This window comes from Streptomyces sp. GC420 (assembly GCF_009916105.1).
GTDB lineage: Bacteria > Actinomycetota > Actinomycetes > Streptomycetales > Streptomycetaceae > Streptomyces.
Genome location: NZ_JAAAXQ010000459.1, coordinates 1 through 5,515 on the forward strand (window position 1 = coordinate 1; position 5,515 = coordinate 5,515).

General features: G+C 73.1%; 4 protein-coding genes. All 4 read left to right on the forward strand.

The genetic code is table 11. The features are described from left to right. Window positions 1-102: 102 nt before the first annotated feature. The 4 genes from GUY61_RS33910 to GUY61_RS33925 all read left to right on the forward strand — a co-directional run bounded on the left by GUY61_RS33910 (window position 103) and on the right by GUY61_RS33925 (window position 5,026). Window positions 103-1,620 carry an MFS transporter gene (locus tag GUY61_RS33910; protein ID WP_166634155.1) on the forward strand — a complete coding sequence of 506 codons (1,518 nt, stop codon included), beginning with the start codon at window positions 103-105 and terminating at the stop codon, window positions 1,618-1,620. Window positions 1,621-1,929: 309 nt separating this feature from the next. After that, on the forward strand, window positions 1,930-2,793 hold the full coding sequence (locus GUY61_RS33915) for a MaoC/PaaZ C-terminal domain-containing protein (RefSeq protein WP_166634156.1): 864 nt from the start codon (window positions 1,930-1,932) through the stop codon (window positions 2,791-2,793). A gap of 164 nt (window positions 2,794-2,957) precedes the next feature. Further along, entirely contained in the window at window positions 2,958-4,034 is a 1,077-nt protein-coding gene (locus tag GUY61_RS33920; protein WP_166634157.1) for a Zn-dependent alcohol dehydrogenase, read from the forward strand. Between the two features lie 11 nt (window positions 4,035-4,045). Then, entirely contained in the window at window positions 4,046-5,026 is a 981-nt protein-coding gene (locus GUY61_RS33925) for a 3-oxoacyl-ACP reductase (RefSeq protein ID WP_166634158.1), read from the forward strand. The last annotated feature ends 489 nt before the right edge of the window (window positions 5,027-5,515 follow it).

Sequence of the window (5,515 nt, forward strand, 5' to 3'; positions counted from 1 at the left end):
TCCTGGTACCAGAGTTGGTACCAGCCCTGGTACCAGCGGTGTGGCGCGAGCAGGGCCTTATGCCGATGCGCCGCCCGGCCCGGGGCTGCGAGCATGGCGGGCATGGTCCAAGCCCGCTCACAGACCCGCCTCCCCGTCCGCCGGGCCCCCCGCACCTGGGCCGTCGTCCTCGCCGCCTGCGCCGGCCAGTTCCTCGTCGTGCTCGACGTGTCCGTGGTCAATGTGGCCCTGCCCTCGATGCGCACCGACCTCGGCCTGAGCGCGACCGGACTGCAGTGGGTGCTGAACGCCTATGCCATCGCCTTCGCGGGCTTCATGCTGCTCGGCGGCCGGGCGGCGGACCTGTACGGACGCAAGCGGACCTTCCTCGCCGGGCTCGGCCTGTTCACCGCCGCCTCGCTCGCGGGCGGGCTCGCGCAGGAAGGCTGGCAGCTCGTCGCGGCCCGCGCGGGCCAGGGGCTCGGTGCGGCCGTGCTCGCCCCCGCGACGCTGACCATCCTCACCTCGGCCGTGCCCGAGGGGCCGGCCAGGACCCGGGCGATCGGCACCTGGTCGGCGGTCGGTGCGGGCGGCGGCGCGGCCGGGGGCCTCGTCGGCGGCCTGCTGACGGACGGGCTGTCGTGGCGCTGGACGCTGCTGATCAATGTGCCGGTGGGGGCGCTGGTGCTGGCGGTCGCGGCGGTGTGCCTGGCCGAGGGCCGGGACGAGGGCGGGCGGCGGCGTCTGGACCTGCCCGGCGCCGTCCTGGTCACCGCCGGTCTCGCCGTCCTCGCGTACGGGATCGTGCAGACCGAGGCCGAGGGCTGGGTCTCGGCGCCCGCCCTGGCGCCGCTGGGCGCCGGAGTCCTGCTGCTCGCCGCCTTCCTGGTGGTCGAGGCGCGCACCAAGGCGCCGCTGATGCCGCTGAAGGTCTTCCGGACACGCGCGGTGTGGGCCGCCAACACGGGGATGTTCGTGTGCGGCTCGGCGATGTTCTGCATGTGGTTCTTCATGACGGTCTACGCCCAGAACGTGCTGGGCTACTCGCCGCTGGACGCGGGACTCGCCCTCGTCCCCAGCTCCCTCGCCGTCGTCCTCGGATCCAAACTGGCCCCGCGCCTGATGCTCGTGACCGGTGCGCGCAACCTGGCGGTCATGGCCGTCCTCGTCGCCGCGGCCGGTTTCGCGTGGCAGAGCACCATGGACGCCGACGGGTCCTTCGCCACGGCGATCCTCGGTCCCGGTGTGCTGATGATGGCCGGCGCCGGCCTCAGCGCCACCCCGCTCGCGTCGCTCGCCACGTCGGGCGCGGACCCCGGCGACGCCGGGCTGGTGTCGGGACTGGTCAACACCTCCCGGACCATGGGCGGCGCCCTCGGTCTGGCCGTCCTTTCCACCGTTGCCGCCTCCCGCACGGCGGGGCGCACCGGCTCCGAGGCCCTGACCGAGGGGTACGCGCTGGCCTTCCGGGTCGCCGCGGGCATCCTCCTCGGCTGTGCGGCCTTCCTGCTGCTTGCCCTGCCGCGCCCCGTGTCTCCGCGTGCGAGGGCCCGCACCAGGGCGGGTACGGGAACCCGAACGGAAGCGCGTACGCAGGCGCGTGCGGAGGCCGGCGGGGAGGTCCGTGCGGAGGAGGCATGACGGGCATGACGGGTATCTGACTTACCGTCAGCTGTCTTCACAAGCACAGCGGGCTGCGTTATACATGTGAGCCATCGGCCTAGAACGCGTTCTAGAACGAGTGCCGCGGCGGCCACCGGAGCGCGCGGCGGCGCCCGGCCGACCCGAAACGACCTCGGTGCGGCCGACGGTGCGGACGGCCGCACCGAGGTCTTCCCCTCCGCTCCGCCGCCGCCATCCCGCCGACCGCCGCCACCCGTCCACCGCAGAGCCCGAGCCGCCGGCCACCACCAGCCTCAGCCACTCCAGTTCGTCAAGGAGCAGCAGCCGATGCCCATCGACGCCGCCAGGGCCGTCTCGGCCCCGCCCCGCAGTGCCACGATCACCTGGGACAGCAAGGACGTCCAGCTGTATCACCTCGGCATCGGCGCGGGCGTCCCCGCCACCGACCCCGGCGAACTGCGCTACACCCTCGAAACCCGGCTGCACGTCCTGCCCAGCTTCGCCACCGTCGCGGGCGCCGGCGGCGCCGAGGCCGTCAACGGTCTCGCCGCCCCCGGCATCGACGTGGACCTCGCCCAGGTCCTGCACGGCGGGGAGAGCATCACCGTGCACCGCCCCATCCCCGTCAGGGGCGAGGCGGTCCGCACCACCCGGATCCAGGCCGTCCACGACAAGGGCAAGGCCGCCGTCCTCGTGCTGCGCTCCGACGTCCACGACGACGAGGGACCGCTGTGGACGGGCGACACCCAGATCTACGTACGCGGCGAGGGCGGCTTCGGCGGGGAACGCGGACCCTCCGCCCGGCCCGGGCCACCGGACCGCGCCCCCGACCGGACCGTTCTGAGATCCACCCGCGAGGACCAGGCGCTGCTCTACCGCCTCTCCGGAGACCGCAACCCCCTGCACGCCGACCCGGAGTTCGCCAAGCGCGCCGGGTTCGACCGCCCGATCCTGCACGGCCTGTGCACCTACGGCATGACCCTCAAGGCGGTCGTCGACACGGTGCTCGGCGGTGACGTCTCCCGGGTCGGCGGATACTCCACCCGCTTCGCCGGTGTCGTCTTCCCCGGCGAGACCCTCCGCATCCGGATGTGGGAGGAGCCGGATCGCGGACAGGTCCTGGCGCACGTCACCGCTGCCGACCGCGACGACGCGCCCGTCCTCGCCGGAACCACCGTCGAGTACCACTAGACAGAGCACACACCACCAGTCGGAGCAGGACCAGCCCGAGCACAACCACCAGTCGGAGCACCACCAGTCGGAGCACGACCAGTCGGAGCGCCGCGACAGCACACCGGCGAGAGCACCCGCAGGAGCAGCACAGCATTGGCGATACCGGCCGAAGGGAGTCCAAGGTGCGCGCAGCCGTACTGCACGAGGTGGGGCAGGACAAGCTCGAAGTCCTCGACGACGTCGAGGCCGTGGGCTTCGGCCCCGGCAAGGTGAGGATCCGGATACGGGCCACCGGGCTCTGCCACTCCGACCTCTCCGCCATGAACGGCGTGCTGCCGCAGCCCGCCCCCTTCGTCCCCGGCCACGAGGGCGCCGGGGAGATCCTCGACGTCGGTGACGGTGTCACCGGCCTCGGGACGGGCGACCGCGTCCTGGTCTGCTGGCTGCCCGCCTGCGGCGACTGCGCCGCCTGCCGGCGCGGCCAGAGCGAACTCTGCCTCGCCGGGTTCATGAACGCCGGAACGCCCAACTTCAAACGGCCGGGCGGGGACGTCTTCGGCTTCGCCGGCACCGGCACCTTCACGGAGGAGGTCGTCGTCGACGCAGGGTGCGCCGTGCCCGTACCGGACGACGTGCCCTTCGACATCGCCGCCCTCATCGGCTGCGGAGTCACCACGGGACTGGGCGCGGCCATCAACACCGCCCGGGTGGAGGCCGGTTCCTCGGTCGCCGTCATCGGGTGCGGCGGCGTCGGCATCAGCGTCGTGCAGGGCGCCCGGCTCCAGGGCGCCGCACAGATCGTGGCCGTCGACCCCGTCGCCTCCCGCCGCGAGGCCGCGCTGCGGTTCGGCGCCACCGAGGTCGTCGCCCCCGACGCGCTCGCCGACGCCAGGCAGCGCGTCACCGCGGGCGAGGGCTTCGACTACGTCTTCGAGGTCGTCGGCAAGTCCGCCACCGCCCGCACGGCGTACGAGAACACCCGGCGCGGCGGCACCCTGTGCATCGTCGGCGCCGGCGCCATGGACGACAACCTCCAGCTGAACATGTTCGAGCTGTTCTTCGACGAGAAGCGGATCCTGCCCTCCCTCTACGGAGGCGGGGACGTGCTGCGCTCCTACCGGCGGACCATCGAGCTGTGGCGGGCCGGCCGGATCGACCTGCACAGCCTCATCACCCACCGCGTGCCCCTCGCCGAGATCAACGAGGCACTCGGCCAGATGCGCTCCGGCGAGGCGCTGCGCACCTGCATCGAGATGTGAGGGCCCTCACCATGCCGCAGACACCGCACCACGGCAGCGGTCCTTCAGCCTCCCGGCCGCTCGCCGGCCTCACCGCGATCGTCACCGGCGCGGGACGCGGACTCGGCCGCGCCGAGGCACTCGAACTCGCCGCACTCGGCGCGAACCTCGTCGTCAACGACTACGGGCAGCCGGGCCGAGACGGCTCCGGCGAGGCGTCCGCGGCCCCCGCCGAGGAGGTCGCCGCCGAGATCCGCGCCTCCGGCGGACGGGCCCTGGCCCACCTCGGGGACGTCGCCGACTTCGCCGTGGCGCGCGAGCTCGTCGGACTGGCCGTCTCCACCTACGGCCGGCTCGACATCCTCGTCAACAACGCGGGCATCCTGCGGGACCGTATGGTCTTCTCGATGACCGAGGACGAATGGGACTCGGTGATACGCGTCCACCTCAAGGGCCACTTCAACACGACCCGCTTCGCCGCCGCGCACTGGCGCGACCGGGCCAAGGCCGCCGGTGCGCCCGTGTACGGCCGGATCGTCAACACCTCCTCCGAGGCGTTCCTCGCCGGCTCTGCCGGGCAGCCCAACTACGCGGCGGCCAAGGGGGGGATCGTCGGCCTCACCACCTCCACGGCGAACGCGCTCGCCAAGTACGGGGTCACGGCCAACGCGATCTGCCCGCGTGCCCGTACGCGGATGACACAGGACGTCTTCGGCGCCGCGGCGGACACCGGCGGGGGAACGCCCGACCCGCTCGCCCCCGAGCACGTGGCCCCGCTCGTGGGCTATCTCGCCTCACCGGCCGCGGGGGGTGTCGACGGCCAGCTGTTCGTGGTCCACGGCGGCATGGTAGCCGTGGTCGAACGCCCCAGAGTGGCGGCCGTGTTCGACACCGCCAAGGAGATGTTCGGCTACGAGGAACTGGACGGACTGCTCACGCCGTACTACGCGGGGCGGCCGCCGGGCGAGAGCTTCGCGGCCCCGGAGATCCTCACTCTCGGGCACCGCGCCTGACGGCACCCGGAACGGAGACGGGCGGGCACGCGCGCCGTGCGCCCGTGCCCGCCCGTCTCCCTTCTCAGGACTGCTGGCCCCCCGGCCGCCGGTGACGGCCGTTCCCCGGCGCCTGCTGGTCGCTTGCGGCGGCAGCACCCCGGTGCTTGCCACTCCCGGAGCCCGAGGAGGCCGAGGCCTCCTGCGGACGCACGTCGGTGGTGTCGGTTCGTGCCTCGGACATTGGATGGTCTCCCCGTTGGCTCTCGCTTCTCATCCGTGGCGCAGACAGCGCACAAAGGGGTGCCCGGACATCTGCCCCGTGGTTCACCCCTGTAGGTGGAAGTTTACAAGGGAGAGATCACCGCTCTCAGGCGGCTCGAGGAACCCGAGGAACCCGAGGAACAGGTCTCGTTCAGCCGCCCGGTCGCGGGCGCCGGTGGAGGACGCGGCCGACCAGTGGTGCCTGCTGGAGCGGGACCGGGGTGGGGGCCCCGGACGGCTCGGGGG

Coding starts and splice junctions, on each gene's coding strand:
- GUY61_RS33910 (WP_166634155.1), top strand. CDS start 103: ATGGTCCAAGCCCGCTCACAGACCCGCCTCCCCGTCCGCCGGGCCCCC.
- GUY61_RS33925 (WP_166634158.1), top strand. CDS start 4,046: ATGCCGCAGACACCGCACCACGGCAGCGGTCCTTCAGCCTCCCGGCCG.
- GUY61_RS33915 (WP_166634156.1), top strand. CDS start 1,930: ATGCCCATCGACGCCGCCAGGGCCGTCTCGGCCCCGCCCCGCAGTGCC.